Annotated in this window: 16 protein-coding genes and 2 pseudogenes; 5 read left to right on the top strand and 13 right to left on the bottom strand. The window is 58.5% G+C overall.

Translation table 11 applies throughout. The features are described 5' to 3' along the window. The first annotated feature begins 168 nt into the window (after positions 1-168). On the top strand, positions 169-408 hold the full coding sequence (locus ACYZUA_RS14465) for a hypothetical protein (RefSeq protein WP_461963767.1): 240 nt from the start codon (positions 169-171) through the stop codon (positions 406-408). Positions 409-607: 199 nt separating this feature from the next. Here the strand turns inward: ACYZUA_RS14465 and ACYZUA_RS14460 are convergent, their stop codons facing one another. Together ACYZUA_RS14460 and ACYZUA_RS14455 are read right to left on the bottom strand one after the other, a co-directional pair. Next, positions 608-805, bottom strand: a complete 198-nt coding sequence (locus ACYZUA_RS14460) for a hypothetical protein (RefSeq protein ID WP_461963764.1) — start codon at positions 803-805, stop codon at positions 608-610. 153 nt (positions 806-958) lie between these two features. Beyond that, positions 959-1,870, bottom strand: coding sequence for a LysR family transcriptional regulator (locus tag ACYZUA_RS14455; protein ID WP_461963762.1), 912 nt, complete (start codon positions 1,868-1,870; stop codon positions 959-961). A 116-nt stretch (positions 1,871-1,986) separates the two neighbouring features. On the opposite strand from ACYZUA_RS14455, the gene ACYZUA_RS14450 reads away from it, so the two are divergent. The 3 genes from ACYZUA_RS14450 to ACYZUA_RS14440 all read left to right on the top strand — a co-directional run bounded on the left by ACYZUA_RS14450 (position 1,987) and on the right by ACYZUA_RS14440 (position 4,091). Next, the gene (locus ACYZUA_RS14450; RefSeq protein WP_461963760.1) at positions 1,987-2,406 is read left to right on the top strand and encodes an ester cyclase; all 420 of its coding nucleotides are present in this window, start codon (positions 1,987-1,989) and stop codon (positions 2,404-2,406) included. Between the two features lie 3 nt (positions 2,407-2,409). Next, positions 2,410-3,477: an SDR family oxidoreductase gene (locus ACYZUA_RS14445; protein WP_461963758.1), complete on the top strand. Its 1,068-nt coding sequence runs from the start codon at positions 2,410-2,412 to the stop codon at positions 3,475-3,477. Positions 3,478-3,548: 71 nt separating this feature from the next. Next, complete coding sequence (locus tag ACYZUA_RS14440; protein WP_461963755.1) at positions 3,549-4,091, top strand: histidine phosphatase family protein; 543 nt, start codon at positions 3,549-3,551, stop codon at positions 4,089-4,091. A gap of 130 nt (positions 4,092-4,221) precedes the next feature. Here the strand turns inward: ACYZUA_RS14440 and ACYZUA_RS14435 are convergent, their stop codons facing one another. The 8 genes and pseudogenes from ACYZUA_RS14435 to ACYZUA_RS14400 all read right to left on the bottom strand — a co-directional run. Further along, positions 4,222-5,634 carry an aldehyde dehydrogenase family protein gene (locus tag ACYZUA_RS14435; RefSeq protein WP_461963753.1) on the bottom strand — a complete coding sequence of 471 codons (1,413 nt, stop codon included), beginning with the start codon at positions 5,632-5,634 and terminating at the stop codon, positions 4,222-4,224. A 4-nt stretch (positions 5,635-5,638) separates the two neighbouring features. Next, positions 5,639-6,688, bottom strand: a complete 1,050-nt coding sequence (locus tag ACYZUA_RS14430; RefSeq protein WP_461963751.1) for a homoserine dehydrogenase — start codon at positions 6,686-6,688, stop codon at positions 5,639-5,641. A 175-nt stretch (positions 6,689-6,863) separates the two neighbouring features. Further along, positions 6,864-7,301 carry an Lrp/AsnC family transcriptional regulator gene (locus ACYZUA_RS14425; RefSeq protein ID WP_461963749.1) on the bottom strand — a complete coding sequence of 146 codons (438 nt, stop codon included), beginning with the start codon at positions 7,299-7,301 and terminating at the stop codon, positions 6,864-6,866. A 22-nt stretch (positions 7,302-7,323) separates the two neighbouring features. Further along, a complete protein-coding gene (gene thrC, locus ACYZUA_RS14420; protein ID WP_461963747.1) occupies positions 7,324-8,703 on the bottom strand; it encodes a threonine synthase in 1,380 nt (459 codons plus the stop codon). 16 nt (positions 8,704-8,719) lie between these two features. Beyond that, positions 8,720-9,610 carry a LysR substrate-binding domain-containing protein gene (locus ACYZUA_RS14415; RefSeq protein WP_461963745.1) on the bottom strand — a complete coding sequence of 297 codons (891 nt, stop codon included), beginning with the start codon at positions 9,608-9,610 and terminating at the stop codon, positions 8,720-8,722. Positions 9,611-9,670: 60 nt separating this feature from the next. Beyond that, complete coding sequence (locus ACYZUA_RS14410; protein ID WP_461963743.1) at positions 9,671-11,101, bottom strand: amino acid permease; 1,431 nt, start codon at positions 11,099-11,101, stop codon at positions 9,671-9,673. Between the two features lie 149 nt (positions 11,102-11,250). Next, complete coding sequence (locus ACYZUA_RS14405) at positions 11,251-12,528, bottom strand: cystathionine gamma-synthase family protein (protein WP_461963741.1); 1,278 nt, start codon at positions 12,526-12,528, stop codon at positions 11,251-11,253. A gap of 433 nt (positions 12,529-12,961) precedes the next feature. After that, a pseudogene (locus tag ACYZUA_RS14400) lies at positions 12,962-13,084 on the bottom strand (GlxA family transcriptional regulator); the annotation flags it as partial. A gap of 2 nt (positions 13,085-13,086) precedes the next feature. Between ACYZUA_RS14400 and ACYZUA_RS14395 the strand changes: the two are divergent. Then, positions 13,087-13,239 (top strand): annotated as a pseudogene (locus tag ACYZUA_RS14395) (GlxA family transcriptional regulator); the annotation flags it as partial. A gap of 217 nt (positions 13,240-13,456) precedes the next feature. Here the strand turns inward: ACYZUA_RS14395 and ACYZUA_RS14390 are convergent. Genes ACYZUA_RS14390 through ACYZUA_RS14380 form a run of 3 tightly spaced genes read right to left on the bottom strand, consistent with a single transcriptional unit; the run spans position 13,457 to position 19,423 of the window. After that, a complete protein-coding gene (locus ACYZUA_RS14390; RefSeq protein ID WP_461963739.1) occupies positions 13,457-15,100 on the bottom strand; it encodes a fatty acid--CoA ligase in 1,644 nt (547 codons plus the stop codon). Between the two features lie 20 nt (positions 15,101-15,120). Continuing rightward, entirely contained in the window at positions 15,121-16,899 is a 1,779-nt protein-coding gene (locus ACYZUA_RS14385) for an acyl-CoA dehydrogenase C-terminal domain-containing protein (protein ID WP_461963737.1), read from the bottom strand. A 7-nt stretch (positions 16,900-16,906) separates the two neighbouring features. Continuing rightward, positions 16,907-19,423: an efflux RND transporter permease subunit gene (locus ACYZUA_RS14380; protein ID WP_461963735.1), complete on the bottom strand. Its 2,517-nt coding sequence runs from the start codon at positions 19,421-19,423 to the stop codon at positions 16,907-16,909. Positions 19,424-19,425: the final 2 nt, after the last annotated feature.

Below are 19,425 nucleotides of genomic sequence, written 5' to 3'. Positions count from 1 at the left end.
CATCAATGGACGTGAATGAACATCAAAATAAAAGACATCGCCTCCGCCATATTTGTACCGACAAAGCCCTGATTATTCAGGGCTTTGTCGTTTCTGGGGTTTATCCCGGCAGGCGCGTTCGATTGCCTACCAGTCGGGTTGCTTGGTTGTCACAGGGTTCTCTGATACTTGAAATGGTGGTGGGTTGCGGCTATCAGTGAGATTCAATCCTTCGAGGGCAACAACATGCCAACGACTGAAGAATCGATAGTTGCAGCAGCAAGGCTGCGCGCCGCATACCGGGGTGAAAACGAGGCGATGGCTGCAGCATCGGCGCTCGAAGCCCTGGCGGTGCTGAAAAAAACTATAAAGGGAGATAAATACCAAGAGGCTCTGGAGCGACTGTATCTCGAGTATTCAACTTCTTGATCTATCCAGTGCCGCACTTACCTGCGGCACACCTACCCTTCAGCCCTTCAACGTCTTTCAGAATAATTTCTATCCGCTTTTGCCGCCCAGCGAAAACAGCGCAAGCGACTGCGTCTGGCTGTACACGGATATATTGGGGAAGTTGAATTCCGCAAACTAAAACCTGGCTCAGTGGCCGGGCTCATCGACTTGGAAACAATTAGGGTTCGGGATGCTCGCTCGACACCGAATTGGTGGCGTCCACATCGACCATTTCTTCATCGACAGGCGCTTCGTCGTCCGGAGGCAGCGGAACCTCAGGTTCTTTCCCCTTCGGATCATGGCCTGTTTCGTTATCAGTGCCGCCCGTTACGCCCTGTTGAGATTTGTTTCCAGGGGCATTTTCGTCAATGTCCATGCTGCTCTCCGTTCTGATGCGCGGGATGTCCGTGCTTATACATATGAGATGACAAAGCATTGCAAGTGCCGAGCAGTGGACGAACGGCGGGAACAAAAAACCGGCATTTTGCCGGATCATGCATCTAAATTTTAATCCTTTGTAGCTCCAACACTACATTATGGGAGGTGGTCCCCCTAAGAGGTAATCTTCGACATTTTCCATGGATAGGGTTTCAAGCAGCACCTGCTCCAGGATGGCAAAAAAACATTTGATGTGGGCCTGCTTCAATGCCTGAGGCCGGGTCACCAGATAGACCTCCATATCTGGAAGGAGGAGATCCGGGAACAACCCGATCAGATCCTTCGCCAATATACGGGGCAGTACCGCCACCCCCATACCTCGCCTCACCGATTCGAGCTGCACGGTGAACGAGTTCACGCTGATCTGCGCGCGGTCCAGACCACCGGCCTTTGCCGCACGCATTTGCGGCAACATGTCCAATGGGGGAAGCAAGGCAATATTGACCGCAGTGGCCGGGGTCACCCCTGGAAACCGCTTCAGATAACCTGCATCAGCGAAGACACCGTAGGCGAGCCGGCCTATGGGTCGATAAATCAGCGACGGCTCACCCAGATGAGCTGTACGTACAGCAATGTCTGCCACGCCGCGGACGATCTTGTGAAAGTCGGCTGTTACCATCAGCTCCACCGAGCAACGCGAGTGCAGGGAAGTGAAGCGACTCGCGGCCTCCAGCACACAAGACGAGAACCCCTCCCCTGCACTGACCAGGACACTGCCAGATAACTCTGTGTGTAGCTCGGATAGGCCAGCGGCGGTTTGACGCCTCAAGCCAGCTTCCGCAGCCATGGCAACTTCCACGAGGGATTGGCCCCGCGAGGTCAACCAGCATCCTTCAACGCCCCGCTCGACGAGTGGCTCGCCCAGTGCGACCTCAAGTTGGGTCAGGCGGCGGGACACGGTAGACGCCGCGATACCCAGCAACTGGCCAGCTTGAAGAAAGCTGCCACGCCGCGAGACTGCCAACAGCAGACGAAGATCATCCCAATTTGCTTGCAACGCCATGCGTCCTGTCCTCCCTGGTCTGCATATGTGAAAAGCCATTATGCAGTAGTCGCTGTTTTTCGGCAGAGGCCTCAAAGGTATATCTACAGGCCCTCGAAACGAATGGAATGGACTGCATGACTACTGGACCCAACGACTATGCGGAACGCGCCGCCAGTGCCTTCAATCGCCGTGATGTGGAGGCGATGCTTGCGCTGGTTTGCGAAGACTTCATCTACCTCGATGGCACGGGGATACAAACCGGTCGCGAAGCCATGCGCAAACGAGAGATCGCATTGTTCGAAGCGCTCCCCGATGCCCAAGTGATTTTCAGCCCATTCGCCGTCGGCAACGATCGTTTGGCGCTGACTGCCTACCTGACCGGCACATTCGCCGCCCCCTTGGTGTTGCCAGGCCGGGTGATTCCACCTCATGGACGCCATATTACCGCGCACTACGCCGCACATTTCACCTTCAAAAACGGCCTGGCCATTCGTGAAGAAGTCTTCTTCGACAGTGCGGTGCTGATGCCGTTCGCCTATCCGGCCGAGGGTTGAGCCATGCACAGTGCATTCGTTACTGGCGCAACCGGTTTATTGGGCAACAACCTGGTGCGTGAATTGGTCGCTCGTGGCTATGCGGTCAAAGCCCTGGTCCGCTCAAGAGCCAAAGGTGAACAGCAGTTCAACAATCTGCCGGGTGTGGAACTGGTCGTTGGTGACATGGCCGAGGTCGACGCATTCGCGGCATCGCTACAAGGCTGCGATACGGTGTTTCACACCGCGGCGTTCTTTCGCGATAACTACAAGGGTGGCAGGCACTGGACGGAACTCGAAAAGATCAATGTCGCCGGTACGCGGGACCTGATTCACCAGGCCTACCGCGCCGGTATTCGACGGTTCATCCATACGTCTTCCATTGCCGTGCTCGACGGCGCACCTGGCATGTCCATCGATGAGACATGTCTGCGGGCCGACGCCGACGCGGATGACTATTACCGCAGCAAGATTCTCGCCGACCGCGTCATCTTGACGTTCCTGGAAGCACATCCCGAGATGCATGCCTGCATGGTCCTGCCCGGTTGGATGTGGGGTCCTGCCGACATTGGCCCGACCTCCTCGGGACAGTTGGTCAACGATGTCGTGAACGGCAAGTTGCCCGGGCTGATCCCTGGCAGCTTCTCCGTTGTCGATGCCCGTGATGTGGCATTGGCGCAGATTGCTGCCGCCAAGCAAGGCCGACGAGGTGAGCGCTATCTCGCGGCGGGCCGGCATATGACGATGCGTCAGCTGGTCCCTGTTCTAGGACGTATAGCGGGCGTCAAGACACCCGTTCGACAACTACCGCTCCCCTTTCTATACACCTTGGCGGCTGTGCAGGAGATCTATGCGCGCCTTACCGGCAAGCCCATTCTGCTGAGCATGGCCACGTTGCGTCTGTTGATACGAGAGAAGGACCGCACCTGTTTCAACCACCGCAAGAGCGAACAGGAGCTTGGCCTGAGTTTCCGGGCGTTAGAGCTGACAATCACTGACACCGTGGCGTGGTACCGTGATCACGGCTGGTTCGAAAACCACAGTGCGCGTGCCTCGAAGAAAAAAAGCTCATCCGTCATGGTCGACAACTGAAACCGCACCTTTTAGTCATTTACCACACACCAGAACAAGGACGTAAAACTGTGAACAGGGAAATAATCCTGATGCGTCACGGCCAGCCAAAACTGGCCGCAACCGACAAAATCTCAGTGCTCGAGATGAAAGACTGGATCAAGCAATACAACCAATCCGAAATTACCCACCACCCGGTCCCGCAAGCCAGTATGCAACTCGCCGCAACCGCCACGGTGATTGTTTCAAGCAGCGCGCCTCGTGCGCTGACCTCCGTCCAGGCGCTCGGCCTGAAGCCTGCATTGGTCGACGCACTTTTCTGCGAAGCACAACTACCTTGGGGTCATTGGAAACTGCCACGGCTATCGCCGTTTACCTGGGCATTTATTCTTCGGGTCTTATGGCTGAGCGGTTACTCACGCAATGTCGAATCCGCCGGCACTGCGAGGATCCGCGCCAGCACGGCAGCTAAACGATTGCAGTCCCTTGCCAGCGATGGACCGGTTCTGCTGCTCGGTCATGGCTTTATGAATCGAATGATCGCCAATCAACTGGTGGCCGACGGATGGGCTCGCCAAAAACGTAACGGCAGCCGGTATTGGAGTGCGACCGTGTATCAGTACGGCGGTGTGTAAGCGGCGCCAGCTGCTTTCTTGGCGATTATCAGCTCAGTGGCAACATTCAATCCCCATTCAGCAAAACGCATTGGGCCGGCGACCAAACCGACCCAATGCCATACGAGCTGATCCCTTTACCGCGAATCGACTAACCCAACGTGTTAAGGCACACCACCTTGGGTTGGGTCATTTCCTCGTAGGCAAAACGTACGCCTTCCCGGCCCAGGCTACCGTACTTGGAACCGCCAAACGGCATCGCATCGAAGCGGTAGTCGGAAGAGTCGTTGATCATCACTCCCCCGGCTTCGATTCTCCGTGCGGCGCTCATCGCGGTTGCCAGATCATTGGTGAAGATCCCCGCATGCAGGCTGTATTCGGGCTCATTGGCCAATGCGATGGCTTCATCGAAACTCTCGAAGCATTGCAGCACCACCACCGGAGCGAAGACTTCATTGCACCAGAGTCGACTGGCGTGATCGACATTCTCCAACACGGTGGCGGCGTAGCACGATCCTTCACGCCGATGGCCGCAGAGCAAGGTGGCGCCCTCTTGCAAGGCCTCGTTCACCACTTGCTCGGCATTCTGAGCGGCTTGCGCAGTAATCATCGGGCCGATATCGGTAACGGCCAGCAATGGATCGCCGACCACAAGCGCACGGGCCTGGCTGACGAATCGCTCTCGGAACGCTTCATAAATCGACGCCTGAATCAGCAAGCGCTGGGTGCCTACGCAGTTCTGCCCCGCAGCCCAAAAGGCTCCGGACACGCAACTCTCGACAGCGGCCTCAAGGTTGCAGTCGCCCATGACGATTACCGGCGCATTGCCCCCCAGGTCCATGGCCAGTTTCTTCAACCCGGCCGTGCGGGCGATCTGCTCTGCGGTGACGAAGCCGCCGGTGAAGGAAATCATCCGCACCTCACGGGCGGCGACCAACGCCTTGCCCAGTTCCGCGCCGCCGGTGGCGACTGTGACCACTGATTCAGGCAAGCCTGCTGCGACCAGATAAGACACCAGTTTAATCGCCGACAATGGCGCGAGCTCGGAGGGTTTGAGAATCACCGCGTTACCGCCCGCAATGGCGGGACCGAGCTTGTGCGCCACCAGGTTCAACGGATCGTTGTACGGCGTGATCGCAACGATCAGACCCAGCGGTTCACGGGAAAACCAGCCCTGACGCGATTCGGAACCTTCATAAGCGTCAAAAGGCACCACCTCCCCGGCATTGCGCCTGGCCTCCTCGGCCGACAGCTTGAGGGTATTGACGCAGCGCTTGACCTCCTTTTCCGCCTGTTTGAGGGTCTTTCCGGCCTCGTCGACGATCAGCCTGGCAAACACACCGGCATCACGTTCGATGTTGATTGCGGCTTGCTCAAGAATGCGAGCCCGACGATGACGCGCTAACGCGGCGCACGCTCGTACACCACTGCGCCCCGTCTCCAACAACTGCGGAACTTGCGACGCACAGACATTTGTTACGCTGCCGATGATGGAACCGTCATAGGCGTTAAAGACTTCAATGGGCGGCTCCACGATATCCAGAACCAGGCGCGATAATTTCACAGGCTTACTCCTGATTGCGTGCGATGGATTGATGGATGCTGATGATGTCCGAGAGCAGCGCAAACGCTGTTTCCGTGCGCCCGGCTCCCGGTCCCGAAACGGTTACCGCACCGAGCAGTTGCGAGGTAAACGACACCGCATTGGTCGCGCCGCCCACACTGGCCAGCGGATGGTCGTTGTTCAACAGCCGCGGTTCGACACTGGCACTGATCGAGCCGTCGGCATGACGCATCGCCGAGCCGATCAGCTTCCAGCGAGCGCCGTCCAGCCGGGCTTTTTCGATGTCGCCAAGGCTGAGGGACGAAATGCCGCTGCACGTGACGTCGCTGACCGTAAGCTTCGCGTCCAGCAGTTCATTCGCCAGGATCACCACCTTGAGGCGTACGTCATGACCCTCGACATCTGCCGTGGGGTCGGCTTCGGCGTAACCCAGCTCCTGAGCCTTGCTGACGGCCTCGGCAAACCCCAGGCCGCCCTCCATGCTGGTCAGCACGAAGTTGGACGTGCCGTTGAGAATTCCTTCAAAACCAATAATGGAGCTGCCGGCCAGCGCCTGCCTGGCCAGGCGAATCACCGGCGTGCCGCTCATGACCGAGCCTTCATATTCAAAGGCGACATGCTTGCGTCGAGCCAGTGCCTTGAGTTCGGCGCCGTGCAAGGCGATGGGGCCCTTGTTGGTGGTGACGACATGCTGGCCGCCCTCCAGCGCCCAACGGCAGAACGAAGTCGCCGGTTCACCGTCCACCGGGTTGGTAAACGTGGCTTCAACAATAATGTCCGCGCCGCAATCCTTGATCACCGCTTCATTGAGCGCTGTGACGTTGCCACCCGACAGTTGCGCCAATGCACCTTTGACGGCCGGCAATTGGGCGAGCACATTGGCGTCCAGCCCTTCGCGGCCAATCACCGAACCGAGAAACAAGTCAGTCACACCGACGATTTTCAGGGTGAAACCCAGTTCTGTTTTCCACTGCTCGTTACGTTCGGCAATCAGCTGAGCCAATGCCCGGTTAACGCCACCAAAGCCAACCAGCGCCAATTTGTATTCAGTCATTTTGTTATGCCCTTGATCCGGGTGATGGGTTGTTGGGCACTAGATTAGGGCTGAGCCGAGGGCAGTGAAATAGGCCAATTTGCTCTATTTTGTGGGCGTTTTGACCAGTGTCAGGACAAAGCTTCAGGCGTAAAAAAAGCCAACATTCGTTGGCTTTAGCGGTACAAAAAATGGGCTATACAACAGACGACAGCACGAAGGAGGTCACGGTGTTTTCCACCCCGGGCAACGCGGCAATTTCAGTCCAGACCTTGTGCACCCGCTGCGGGCTCGCAGCGCCCACTCGCAGCATCAGGTCGAACTCGCCGCTCATGACATCGCACTGGATGACTTCCGGAATTGCCCGCAGCGCTTGCAACACTTCCGCCCCCCGCATACGGTCGTAGCGGTAAACGAAAATCACCGCGTTGATGTTCGACGTGGCTTGTCGCCCCTCCCCCGTGCGTACCGTATATCCCTGTATTACACCGTCGCGTTCAAGTCTTTCTATCCGCTGGCGCACCGCATTGCGTGACAGATTGACCTTGGCCGCCAGCTCGGCGTGTGCAGCCCTGCCATTGAGCTGTAGTTGCGCGATGATGTGTTCATCGAGAGGGTCCAGAATTCGCTTCACGTGGCCTCCTGTTGCCGCGCCTTCACAGCGCGCCGAGCAGCTCATGGATGGTGTCGAGATCGTCCGGTTGAATCCGGTAAACCTGCGCCTGCCCTTGCGTCGCGACCTCAGGTTGCAGCCCCGCCACACTGATGCCCAACTCGCCAAGCAGTACCGCCGACTTGACCGGTGAGATTTCCCCCAGGGTCACCATTGGCGCCACCAGGCTTCGCCGATACAACCTGGCGGCCAGCACGCCAGTGGCCGTATGCGGATCGATGACGTAACCGGTGTCGCGATACAACGAGGTGATTTCCGTCAGCGTCTGCTCATCACTGACTGCGTAGGAGTCGATGATCATCCGCGCCTGCAACCAGAACTCGTTGGCGATGACCATCTCACCGCTGGACTCGAACCCCTCCATCAGGGCACACACCGCCTGGTCGTCATGCCCGTAGAGTTCCCAAAGGAATCGTTCCAGATTGGAAAAGATCGACAGGTCCATGGCAGGCGAAAGCGTCTTGTTGGCTCGTGACCTGCTGTAGTGGTTCTTCTGAAACAACTGGTGCAACGCGTCATTCTGGTTGGTCGCAACAATCATCTGGGTGATCGGCAGGCCCATTTTTTGCGCGATGTAACCTGCATACACTTCGGCAAAACTCGCCGCCGGTACGCTGAAACCGATCGGGCGCTGGCCGCCTCCCAGTTGCAACACGGCGTGGAAGTAAAACACCAGTTGCGCCAACACACTGACCCAGTTGCTGGAGTTGAAACTGATCACCTCGTACTGCGCATACGGCCATTGTCGGAACAGCCGGGTGACGATGGTCTGGCACTCGTCGAAGCTGCCGTTGACTGCAAACTGATGAACCCTTGGGTGCGCCGCTGCTTGCAGATGCTGGAGTTGGTCCCGGGGCACGCCCGCCTCCGGGTAAAACACCACCACGAGCGTTTCCTCGCAGTGCTTGAACGCCTCGATGGCCGCCAGCCCGGTATCGCCGTTGGTGGCGCCGATCACCACCCCGCGACGCCCGCGCTTGCGCAGAAAATACGGCACCAGCCGTGCCTGCAACTGCGCGGCAAAATCCTTCGAGGAACGAGTCGGCCCGTGGAACAGCTCCAGCACCCACTCGTTACGATCGACCTGATGTAAAGGCGCCAGGGAGCGATGGCTGAATTGACTGCCGGCCTCTTTGAGCAGGCGCTTGAGGTCTGTCTCGGGGATCGCCTCTCCCACAAACGGACTGATCACCCTGTAGGCCAGTTCGTCATAGGGCAAGGTCGACCAGTTGGCGATGTCCTGCGGTTCAAACAGTGGCAGTTCGAGCGGTACGAACAGCCCACCGTCCTCGGCAATGCCAGACAATACGACCTGTTCGAAGTCGACCTGCACGGCCGAATTTCGGGTACTCACATAACGCATGGTTGGCTCCGGCCATTCATTTGAAACGATGTGCCTGCTCGACCAGCCAGGTGGAAAACATCACCGCGTCGGGGTGCTGCTCGGCCCCGGAACCGCGTACAAGGTAAAAAGACTCGCTGGCTTCGATACGCTGGGTAAAGGGCTCGACCAATCGTCCATCCTGAAGCATCTCCTCCACCATCGAGGACCGCGCCAGGGCGATCCCCTGCCCTAACTCGGCCATGCGCAACGTCGAGATCAATGTGTCGAACTGCATGCCGGTCGAGAAGTCGACGGTGTCCGCACCGACCATATTCAACCAGTACCCCCAACCCTCTTCGTAACCCAGAACATGCAACAGCGGATGCTGCGACACATCCGCAGGGGCCGTCAGCGGCGACCTTGCCATCAGGTCCGGCGAGCAGACCGGAAACAGCGTGTCCCAGGTCAGGCGCTGCGACACCAGGCCGGGCCATTGACCGTGGCCCCAGCGAATCTCCATGTCATCCTCACCGTCCAGCTCCTTGACCCAGATATTGCTGATGTAGCGGATATCGACATGCGGATGCGCCTGGCTAAACCCCGCCAGCTTGGGCGCCAGCCAATGCACGAAGAACGCCAGGCTGCCACGCACCTTGATTGGCCGATGTTTGTGCTGGCCAAAAATCTCGTTGGTCCCCACGGCCAGTCGCGTGATCGCATCCTGCACCACCGGCAGATAAGCCTGGCCTTCCTCGGTCAGTCCCAGGCCTCGGGGCAAGCGTTTGAACAATGCCACCCCAAGATGGCTCTCAAGTTGGCGGATCTGTTGACTGACCGCGCCCTGGGTCAAAAACAGTTCTTCGGCAGCATGGGTGAAGTTCAAACAGCGGGCAGACACCTCGAATGCCCGCAGCCAGTTCAATGGGGGTAGCGTCTTTTGCTTCATGGCTTGAACCTCTTGGACGCCCCCTCCACCGAGCACACTTGCCCATCCCGTCGACGCTGACTAGAACGCGTCGGACGGTTGTGCCAAGGGGGCAACCGACAAGCGTCGCTCGCGGCTTTTGCGGGTAATGTAATACACGAAATAACACCAGGCGATGAAGGGCAGACCGAAGTACAACGCCACGCGCTGCTCCGGATCGAACGCAATCCCGACACACGCCAGACTGCAGCAGGCCAGCGCTCCCAACGGCACCCACGGATAACCCCGGACACGGAATTTCAAGTCACGGATGTCACCGCCGTTGGCCACATAATGACGGCGGAAAGCAATCTGGCTCGCAGCGATGCTCATCCAGACCACTACGACCGCCAATCCAGAGATCGACACCAGCGCCAGATAGATAGTGCCGGCGGCAAACACACTGCTGAGCAACGAGGCCGCCCCACCCGCCATGCTGACAATAATCGCGTTGAGCGGCGTGCCCATACGCGTCAGTGCCGAGAACCGCTTGGGCAGGTGACCTTGGTCACTCAGGGTCCAGAGCATCCGTGACGCGGCATACAAACCTGAGTTGGCGGCCGACAGCAAGGCACTGATGATCACGAAGTTCATGATGTCGGCCGAATATGGAATCCCGATGTAGGTGAACACCGTCACGAATGGACTCTCTACCAGGCCGGCCTGCTCACGGGGTAACAAGGTGGCCAGGACGAAAATGGTCCCCACGAAAAAGATCGCCAGGCGCAGCACGGTCGTGCGAATGGCACGCGGCACGTTGCGCTGTGGATCCTTGGTTTCACCTGCGGCGATTCCGATCAGTTCAGTGCCAGAGAACGCAAAGGAGACCGCCAGTAACGTCATGGCAATCGGCATAAACCCGGTAGGAAAAAGCCCCTCGCGAGTGAAGTTGCTCAGCCCGATACTGTGAGCCTGATCAATATGCAGCAGGCCGAGAATCGCGCCACCACCGATTAGCAGAAACACCACCACGGTGACCACTTTGACCAGAGACAACCAGAATTCGGTCTCGGCGAACAATCGCACCGAAACCACGTTGGTCAGAAACACCAAGCCTGCGAACAGCGCACTCCAGATCCATACCGGTGTGTCTGGAAACCAACGCGCCATCAGAATCCCGGCGGCGGTAAATTCAGAACCGATTGCCACCGTCCAGGTCAGCCAATACAACCACGCCACGGTGTAGCCGGTACCGGGGCCGAGAAAACGCGTGGCGTAGGTGCTGAACGAACCCGTTTCCGGCATCTGCACCGCCAATTCGCCCAAGCACATCATCACCATGTAAACCATGAGGGCGCCGATGATGTAAGCGATGACCGCACCCAACGGACCGGCCTGATTGACCGTGTACCCGGACGTGAGAAACAGCCCGGTACCGATGACGCCGCCCAATGCCAACATGACAATATGCCGTGTTTGCATTTCCTGTTTAAAACCGGAATGCGAATGAAGTTGTTGTTCTTTTATGGACATGGTTGTTCTCATGAAAGTTGTTAGGGCACGAATTAACGTCTGCGATGAGTTACGGCAGAGTAAAAACAGATCGCCACTAAGTTTTATTATTATTCCACTTCATGAACGCCCCACTCACATCCTTGCAGTGAGGTACTGACGTCAAAACTTCAGTTTGCTGCCTCGATGCACGCTTTGTTGTTTGAGTGCTGTGTGTTTGCCTGTGCCAGCTCATCGCGCCAACACCTGACAAAAGCGAACGCCTGCTTCAAATCGTCGAGCAGATCTTCAGTGTCTTCAATGCCGACCGAGACCCGCACCAGTCCTTCGGAGATACCCAGGGCCAAGCGTTCCTCCAGCGTGTTCTCGACATGGCTGGTGGTTCGCGCCGGACCGTAGATGGTTTCCACCGCACCGAGATTACCCGCGCAGTGGGCGAATCGCAGGCGTGGCAAGAGCACCTTGACCGTGTCCATGCCGCCCGCCACTACAAAGCTGACGATTGCACCGAAGCCGCGCATTTGCGCGCACGCCACCGCATGATTTGGATGGCCGGGCAAACCGGGATAATTGACCGACTCAACCAACGGTTCGACACAGAGGTACTCGGCCAGTGCGCGGGCACTGCGTTGCTGCTGACGCATGCGCAGCACCAACGTTTTCATGCCACGAATGATCATGTAGGCGGAGAACGGGTCGAGCGTCGCACCGTTGATTTCCCGGTAATGACGCACCTTGGCCATCAGTGATTCACTACCGCACACCAGGCCGCCAAGCACGTCGCCGTGGCCGCTGAGAAACTTGGTGGCACTGTGAACGACCACGTCCACACCCAACGCCAGCGGGTTCTGATTCAATGGCGTGGCGAAGGTGTTATCCGCCACCACAATGGCACCGACGCGCTTGGCCGCAGCCACCAGACGCTCGATATCGAGTATTTTCAGGGTCGGGTTGGTCGGTGTTTCCAGATACACCAACTGGCAACCTTTGGCGATTTCGCGTTCGATTTCTTCGTGATCGAACGTTTCGCACAACGTCACGTTCACACCGGTGCGCGGCAGGAACTCTTCGAAAATCTTGTTGGTGCCGCCATAGCTGTCCTTGGTCGACACCACCCGATCGCCATGGGCCAGGAAGGTGTAAAGCACACTGCTGATCGCCGCCATCCCGCTGCTGAACGCCACGCCGGATTCGGCCAGCTCCAGCTCGCAAATCTTTGCCTCGAGGGTCTCGACCGTCGGGTTGCTCATGCGGCTGTAAATAAAACCTGGGGCCTTGCCCAACGCTACGTCGTACCAGACGTCGATGTCGTCATAACCATAGGCGGCGCTGACCACGATAGGCGTTTGAGTAGCATTGTAGGGATGCCTGACTTGCTCCCCGCCCCACACTGCCCGGGTTCCCAAACCTGCATTAACAAGCCCTGCGTCGTCTGGTTTTTTATTCATAAAGACTACTCGCACTGAGGGCGGTGAATGTTGAGTCACTCACCGGATCTGGCGGCCAATATAGTGAAAAGCAGCACCGCCGAGAAACGATGTTATCGGTGCCAAAGGGCCGCTTTTTTTAATGGCTGTGATTGCTCGGAGCCTGGTTGATTGCTTGATCGCGCGCGACGGCCAAAACCCCGGCATCATCTGCGAGTGCAAAGTTTTCCGTGTCGATATCGGGCACGGAGGTGGCGCGATCAGGCAACTGGATTGTCGGACAATCCGGGTAAGGTGGCGCAACTTTTCACTGCGGTGGCCACATCGCGATGACAGAGTTGATAAGAACAGTTGATAAGAACAGTAGCGTTGAAGACTGCCGCTTTCAGGAGGGGCAACAGGAGCTCCCCTTGATCGCCTACCCCCTCAGTCAGGACGCTTGAATGTCGATCGCCAAAGAGAAGAGACTCACGCTGATGCTGACTCGGGGGAAAGCTTCCTGCATGGCAGCCAAAAATCCCCAATGCACGCTGCACTCGTAGCCGTCGAGCAGCCCGGCTTTGGCGAGCGCCCAGCTATTCCGGCTCTGAAATGAGTCGCAAACCGGCAACGCTTGCGACGACCCGGCACTCATCGACCAGACCACTGACAGCGCTCGACCAGGCACGAAACGAATCGACGTTTGCCAGTGTTCGAATGATTGATCGTACCGATTTGGCGCAATCGTGCTGAGCGGCCGTCCCTGCCGCCCCCATTCATCCGCAGTGCCTGGGTTTACTCAATAAGATCACGCAGGAGATTTGACGTGCACATTGGTGTTCCTCTCGAAACCCAGACCGGTGAAACACGGGTTGCTGCAACCCGCCTCGCACCTCCCGCGCTCAGAGTCTGGAGGTGCTGTCCTCGCAAGCCAACATCGCTGCTGACGTAGCATCCCCCCGCACCTTTTTCAGCCCAATTCGCTTTCCCGGATGAGCTTCTTGTTAATCTTCCCGACGCTGGTTTTAGGGATCTCGGCGACGAACTTGAACTGCTTGGGAATCGCCCATTTATTGATGCGGCCACGCTCGACAAACCCTTGAAGGTGCGTCTCCAGGATCTTGCGGTCGAGATACTGTCCAGGCTCGCACACCACCAGCGCCATCGGCCGTTCGCCCCATTGCTCATCGGCGATGCCCACCACCGCGACCGACATGACGGCCGGGTGTTCGCTGATCAGGCTTTCCAGTTCCAGGGAGCTGATCCACTCCCCGCCTGTCTTGATCACATCCTTGATGCGATCCTTGATTTCCACGCCACCCAACGCATCGATAGAGGCCATGTCGCCGGTGTGCAGCCAGCCGTTGTGCCACAACTCGGCGCCCTTTTCGGGCTCCTTCAAATAGCCTTGGGTCAGCCAGGGCGCGCGCACCACGATCTCGCCCAGGGACTCGCCGTCATGGGCAACGTCATTGCCATTGGCATCGATGATTTTCAGGTCGACCATCGGCACCGGTGTGCCAGTCTTGATGCGGGTGGCCAGTTGGGCTTGCGTGGATTGATCGAGGTCTTCGTCACGCAGGTATGTCAGGCACAGCAACGGACAGGTTTCCGACATGCCGTAACCGCTGTGCACCTGAATACCTTTGGCGCTCGCTTCGCTGGCAATTCCCAGCGTCAGTGCGCTGCCACCCAAGAGCATTTTCCAGCCATCGAAACGGGTCTGTGCCGCTTCCTCACAGCTCAGGATCATTTGCAGAATGGTCGGCACACAGTGGGAGAACGTGACCTTCTCCTCTCGATATAACCTGACCAGGCTGTTGGGTTCGTAGCGGCCGGGGTACACCTGCTTGATCCCCATCAGGGTGGCGACATAAGGAACACCCCAGGCATGCACGTGAAACATCGGCGTGATCGGCATGTAGACATCATCGGAGCGCAGCAGCGGCAACCCCTGATAGACGCCCAAAGTGCCGACGGCATTCAAAGTGTGCAAGACCAATTGGCGGTGGGTGAAATACACGCCTTTAGGGTCGCCCGTGGTGCCCGTGGTGTAGAAAAGGGTCGCGACGGAGTTTTCATCGAAGTCGGGAAAGTCGTACTGGCCGGCCGCCCCGGCCAACAGGTTTTCATATTCCCCCAGCACCGGTAGCGACGTGTGGTTTGCTGTGTCATCCGTAAGCTGCAGGTAACCTTTGACGGTTTTGAGCTGCCCCTGAATCTGTTCAACCAGAGGCAGGAAATCATCATGTACCAGCACCAGGTCGTCTTCGGCATGGTTCATGGTGTAGAGCACCTGATCCGGCGAAAGACGGATGTTCACGGTGTGCAGCACCGCACCGATCATCGGTACGGCAAAGAAGCATTCCAGGTAACGATGGCTGTCCCAGTCGAGCAGGGCCACGGTATCACCGGCCTTGACGCCGGCAGCGGTCAAGGCATTGGCCAGCCGGCGGATCCGCTGGTTGAGGGTCTGGTAGCTGTAGCGCAGTTTGTCGGCATACACGATTTCCCGACCCGGCTCGTAGCGCACGCCGGACAGCAACAATTGCTTGATCAGCAAGGGATAGGCATAGGCGCCGTCAGCGGGCGGAATTATTTTTGTCGCCATCATGGTTGTGGTTCCTTGTCCTTTCAGAACTGATCGGCTTGCAATGCGAAGAGGCATTCGCTGCCAGCCTTGGCCGACGCGCTCAACGAGTGGATACGTGGCAGCAGACGGGCGAAGTAGAAGCGCGCGGTGGCCAGTTTGCTGACGTAGAAATCGTCTTTGGAATGCGTGCTCATGGCAGCCTTGGCCATTCGTGCCCACATGTAGGCGTAAGCGGTGTAGCCGAACACGTGCAGGTACTCGACCGAGGCCGCACCGATTTCATTCGGGTTGTTCCGGGCTCGGTCCAGCAGCCATGCAGTCAGTTCGTCAAGGGTGTCCATGGCGGCGTTCAACGGTTTAGTGAACTCGCCGAGGTCAGCGCAGGCATTGGCGGTAAAGTTGCGGATTTCCGAAGCGAACAGCCGGTACAGCGCCCCGCCGCTGCCGACGATTTTGCGCCCGGCCAGGTCCAGTGACTGGATACCGTTGGTGCCTTCGTAAATCTGGGTGATGCGCACGTCGCGAATCAATTGCTCCTGGCCCCACTCTCGGATGTAACCATGGCCGCCGAAGATCTGCTGACCATGCACCGTGGTTTCCAGCCCCATGTCGGTGAGAAACGCCTTGGCCACCGGGGTCAGCAGCGACACCAGTTCCTGGGCGCGGGTGCGGGTTGCCGCGTCATCGCTGTACTTGGCGGTGTCCAGTTGCAGGGCGACGTAGCTGGAGAACGCCCGCCCGCCTTCGTTCAAGGCCTTCATGGTCAACAGCATCCGCCGTACATCCGGGTGAACGATGATCGGATCGGCGGCTTTGTCCTTGTTCTGCGCGCCCGCCGGCGAACGGCTTTGCAGACGGTCACGGGCGTATTCGACGGCGTTCTGGTACGAACGCTCACCCAACGCCAGGCCCTGGATGCCCACGCCCAGACGTTCGTAATTCATCATGGTGAACATCGCCGCCAAGCCCTTGTTTGGCGCATCGATGATCCTGCCGATCGCCCCGTCGAAGTTCATCACGCACGTGGCGGAGGCCTTGATGCCCATCTTGTGCTCGATGGAACCGCAGGACAGCGCGTTGCGCTCGCCCAGCGAGCCATCGTCATTGACCAATACCTTCGGCACCAGAAACAGCGAAATGCCTTTAGGACCGGCGGGTGCATCCGGTAACCGCGCCAGTACCAGATGGATAATGTTTTCGGTCAGGTCGTGCTCGCCGCCGGTGATGAAAATCTTGCTGCCGCTGATCTTGAAACTGCCGTCGGCTTGAGGCTCGGCGCGGGTGCGAATCAGGCCCAGGTCTGTGCCGGCATGCGCCTCGGTCAGGCACATCGAACCGGTCCAGGTGCCGGCGTACATGTTCGGCAGATAGCGTTCCTTGAGTTCCTGACTGGCGTGGGCATTGATCGACAGGCACGCACCGGCGGTCAGCATCGGGTACAGACCGAACGACAGACTGGCCGAGTTGACCATCTCCTCGACCTGAGCCGAAATGGCTTTGGGCATGCCCATGCCACCGAACTGCGGATCACCGCCAACACCCACCCAACCGCCTTTGGCGAATGCCTGATAAGCCGCGACAAAACCGTCCGGAGCCGTGACCGTGCCATTGCTCCAGGTGCAGCCTTGTTCATCACTGCTGCGGTTCAACGGTGCGATAACTTCGCCACTGATCTTGCCGGCCTCTTCAAGGATCGCGGCGGCCGTTTCTTCATCGATCACTTCGGCCAGGCCAGGCAATTGGGCCCATAGCCGGGACACCTGGAAGACTTCGTTGAGTACGAAGCGCATATCGCGCAAAGGAGCTTTGTAATCAGACATCGTTGGCTTACTCGGAAGTGGTCAGGGCATGCGGCATGCCCTGGCGTTGGGATGTACCGGTTGCACCGGCTTGTGCCACTTGGGCTTGCGGAACGGGATGACGCAGCAGGAAGTAAGACAGGGCAGGAATCAGGATCAGCGCGCCCAGCATGTTCCACAGGAACATGAAGGTCAGCAGGATGCCCATGTCGGCCTGGAACTTGATCGGCGACCAGACCCAGCACACCACGCCAGCCGCCAGGGTGATGCCCACCAGGCCCACCACCCGGCCGGTAAACGACACGGCGTTGCGGTAAGCCTGAGACAGCGGCAGGCCCTGGCGCTGGTAATGCAGCTGCACGCTGAGCAGGTACAACGCGTAGTCCACGCCGATACCCACGCCTAATGCGATCACCGGCAAGGTCGCGACCTTCACGCCAATGCCCATGACCACCATCAACGCTTCGCAGAGGATCGAAGTCAGCACCAGTGGCAGCAGGGCGACCAGCGTCGCGCGCCAACTGCGGAAGGTGATCAGGCAGAACAGCGTCACCGCCGCATAGACGTACAACAGCATCGTGCGATTGGCCTCGCGTACCACAATGTTGGTCGCCGCCTCAATCCCGGCCGACCCGGCCGCCAGCAGAAACTGGCGATCTTCGCTGTTGTTCTCCCGGGCGAATTTCTCGGCGATGCCCACCACCGCATCCAGCGTCTCGGCCTTGTGGTCCTTGAGGAAGGTGATCACCGGCATCAGCGAGCAATCGGTGTTGAACAACTCCGGGGAGTTGACCGAGGCTTGCTGCGCGGCGTAGTTCAGCACGTCCTGATTGCGCTGGATGCTGTTGAGCTTGGGGTTGCCTTCATAAGTACCGGCGGTGATTTGGCGCACCGCGTTGACCAGCGAAGCCGTCGCCTGCACGCCCGGATACTGCTGCAGTTCCCAGGCCAGACGGTCGGCGAGGACCAGCGTCTTGTAGTTCAAGCAGCCTTCCGGCGCAGTCTTGATCATCACCGCGAACAGGTCGCTGGACAGCGCGTAGTGGCTGGTGATGTAGGCGTTGTCACGGTTATAGCGAGAATCGGCACGCAACTCCGGCGCGCCACTTTCCAGGTCGCCGATCTTCAACTGCAGGCTGACCATGAAGCCGCCGATGCCCATCAGCACCGCGACCAATACCGCCCCCGTGGCCCACTTGCGCGTGGTGAAACGGTCGAGCAAGTCCCACAGTTTGCCGAAGCCTTTGTGCCCTTCGGCGCGCGTGTCGATTTTCAGCGCACGCTCGGCAGCCTTGGCGCCGACGCCAACATATGAAAGCGCCACCGGCATCAGTAATAGCGAGGTGAAAATCAGCACCGCCACACCGATGCTGGCGGTGATCGCCAGATCCCGGATCACCGGAATATCAATCAGCATCAGCACCGCGAATCCGACGGCGTCGGCCAGCAGCGCCGTGACACCAGCAATGAATAAACGGCGGAAGGTGTAGCGTGCGGCGATCAGCTTGTGGGTGCCACGGGCGATGTCCTGCATGATCCCGTTCATCTTCTGCGCCGCATGGGACACACCGATGGCGAAAATCAGAAAAGGCACCAGCACAGAGTACGGGTCGATGGCATAGCCGAGCCAGGCGACGATGCCGAGTTGCCAGACCACCGCTATCAACGAGCAGCCGACCACCAGCAAGGTGCTGCGAACGCATCGGGTGTAGGCGTAAATGATGATCAGCGAAGTGACCACGGCCAGGCCGAAGAACATCATCACCTGAATCAACCCGTCGATCAGGTCGCCCATCAGCTTGGCGAAACCGATCACCCGGACTTTGTACTGGCCCTTGCCCTCCTCCCCGGCCTTGCGTGCAGCACTGTCACCGGCGAATTCGATCTTGTCGCGCAACTGCTCTTCGAGCATCTGCGAAAAGGCGTGGTAGTCGATGCGTTGACCGCTGGCCGTGGACTTGTCCAACAGCGGTACGATCAACATGCTCGACTTGTAGTCGCTGGCCACCAGACTGCCGACGATACCGGCACGGGAAATGTTCTGGCGCAGCTGTTCTATTTGCTCAGGCTTGCCCTCATAGGTATCGGGCATCACCGGGCCACCCTGGAAACCTTCCTCGGTGACTTCGGTCCAGCGCACCGCTGGGCTCCACAGCGACTTCATCCAGGCGCGGTCGACGCCTTCGGTGAGGAACAATTTGTCATTGACCTGCTTGAGCACGTCCAGGTAACCGGGGTCGAAAATATCGCCCTGGGTGTTCTCCACCACCACTCGTACCGAGTTACCCAAACCGCGCAGCGACTGACGGTTTTCCAGGAAATTCTGAATGTACGGCTGACTCTGCGGAATCATTTTCTCGAAGCTTGGGCGCAGCTCCAGGCGAGTCGCGGCCATGTAGCCCAGCACCACGGTGGCCAGCGCCATCAGCAGCATGAACAGCGGACGGTAGTTGAACACCAGCCGCTCCAGCCGATTGCCGGATTGGCGGTCGAAGTCCCGCAGATCGCGGATCACCGGCATGGTTTCTTGTTTGATATGGCCCATGT

The sequence above is a fragment of the Pseudomonas sp. LS2P72 genome (genome assembly GCF_054897865.1).
Note: the sequence above shows the minus strand (reverse complement) of the source record. Positions and strands in the feature narration are given on the sequence as shown.